Consider the following 1816-nt stretch of genomic DNA (forward strand, 5'->3'; position numbering starts at 1 on the left):
GGTCCGGACGTGTCGCCCGCCGGGACGGAGGTCCCGGCTCCGCGACCGCCCCGCCACCAGGGGTCACGGGCTGGGACGCCCCTCCCTCCCACCCGTCCGGGTGGGACGTCTCCAGCGGAACGGGACCGGTACCGATCAGGGGGTCATGCCCATGGCGCACAACCCGCTCTCGGTCTCGCTGCCGGTCTCCGCGCTCCTCCCGCCCGAGGACGACGTCACCAGCCTGCTGCCCGGCCCCAACTGCGTCTCGGCGCACCTCGCCGAGCGTCTGGCCGCGGTCCCCGACGTCCCCGGGGCGCTGATCGTCCTGGGGCTGCTCCGGCGCGACGACTCCTGGCCGACCGCGGTCAACAGCCTCGCCGCCGCCACCTCGGTCGTGGCGCGCTCGCTGCGCGGCGACGACTGGCTCGGCCGCTCGGGCCCCGACGAGTTCGCCGTCCTGGTCTCGGGCAGCGCCGGGGACGCCGAGGTCGCCGCCACCCGGCTGGCCGCCTGGATCACCGAGCTGGGCGTCCCGGGCCTGGGCGCCTGCGCCGGCATCGCCGCCCTCGAGGAGGGCACCACCGCCGCCGAGACGATGCGCCGCGCCGCCCTGTCTCTGCACACCGCCCGCTCGCAGGGCGCCGGCCACGTCATCCGCTACCGCGGCACCCGTTGACCCGTGGCGTCCGCAACGGCGCGGACGTCACGCCTCAGCTCCTCCCCGGCGCCGCCGGGCCAGCTCCGCCCGCAGCCGGGCGGACTCCGCGTCGTCCCCCCGCGCCCGTGCCCGCCGCAGCGCCCGCCTGAGCCGCGCCCGCCGTGACACCAGCAGCCACGACACCGCCGCCAGCAGTGCCAGCCCGGTCAGCCAGCCGACCACCTCCGGGTCGCCCCCGAGCCCGGCCGCCTCCCACGCCGTGTACCCGACCGCGTAGCCGAGGACGACGACCAGCAGCACCGGCACCACGAGAACGAAGATCCCCACGTCCCCTCCTTCGTCGTCCACAGCCCTGGCGGACGCACCCGCTCAGCCCTGGGCGAGCCCCGCCACAACGGCCCATCCGGACCAGCAGATGGGCAACGCTCTCGTCGAGTTGGTCTTCGCCACCCCGAGAACGAAGTCGCCGTGAACTGCACCGCGGGGCGAGCGTTGCGCAGCCACCCGTGCTCGCGGTGAGGGCCGTAAGACTGCGGAGCCGTTCCGATACTGACAGCCCGCTGCATTCACCCTCTGTGAGACAACGCCGAGGGGTGTCGTCCAGCGGACTGACGGGGGTTGCCAGCATCGCGCACGCGACGGAGGGTCCCCGTCACCCGGCGACATGAACCACGACGTCGAGCAGACGCCGGCCTCATGACGCTCCGTCGAGGACCGAGGAGAGGTCTTGGGGATCCGCGGCAGCCTCGCGCGGTCGTCCGGCACAGACGTGTTGCCGTGGATGATCGGCGCCAACGGCTGCCATCGGTGCGCCGCGTCCAGGAGGTGTCGGCGCCGCCGCGTGCTCCTCGGCGTTCTGTTGCTGGGGGTCGCCTGGCTGGTGCTCGTGGCCCTGGGGAGTGCAGCCCACGCCGCGCCACCGTTGCGGAGTGACGACTCGTCGGGGGAAGCCTCCTCATCCGGCCGGTCTGCGGAAGGGAGCTCTGAGGACGCCGGCGACACCAGCGACCCCGCCCCTGAGCAGCGGCCGGCGCCACAGCCAGGAGCCCCCGAGCCGAACACGGGCCCGCCGGCCGGTGCTCAGGGGCGGGGTCGCTGGTGTCGCCGGCGTCCTCATGTCTCTCATAACACTTCCCGAGCCCACGGAACCGTACTCGACTGCGGATGCAGTCTTAT

The 1816-nt window shown here is 74.2% G+C and carries 2 protein-coding genes; one reads left to right on the forward strand and one right to left on the reverse strand.

Features of this window, described 5'->3' with window-relative positions; all coding sequences use genetic code 11:
- The first annotated feature begins 151 nt into the window (after positions 1-151).
- A complete protein-coding gene (locus CNO22_RS26905) occupies positions 152-658 on the forward strand; it encodes a nucleotidyl cyclase domain-containing protein (protein WP_100502279.1) in 507 nt (168 codons plus the stop codon).
- 27 nt (positions 659-685) lie between these two features.
- On the opposite strand, the gene CNO22_RS26910 is transcribed toward CNO22_RS26905, so the two are convergent.
- Complete coding sequence (locus CNO22_RS26910; protein ID WP_100502280.1) at positions 686-967, reverse strand: hypothetical protein; 282 nt, start codon at positions 965-967, stop codon at positions 686-688.
- Positions 968-1816: the final 849 nt, after the last annotated feature.

This window comes from Geodermatophilus chilensis (assembly GCF_002802985.1).
Lineage (GTDB): Bacteria > Actinomycetota > Actinomycetes > Mycobacteriales > Geodermatophilaceae > Geodermatophilus > Geodermatophilus chilensis.

Coding starts and splice junctions, on each gene's coding strand:
- CNO22_RS26905 (WP_100502279.1), top strand. CDS start 152: ATGGCGCACAACCCGCTCTCGGTCTCGCTGCCGGTCTCCGCGCTCCTC.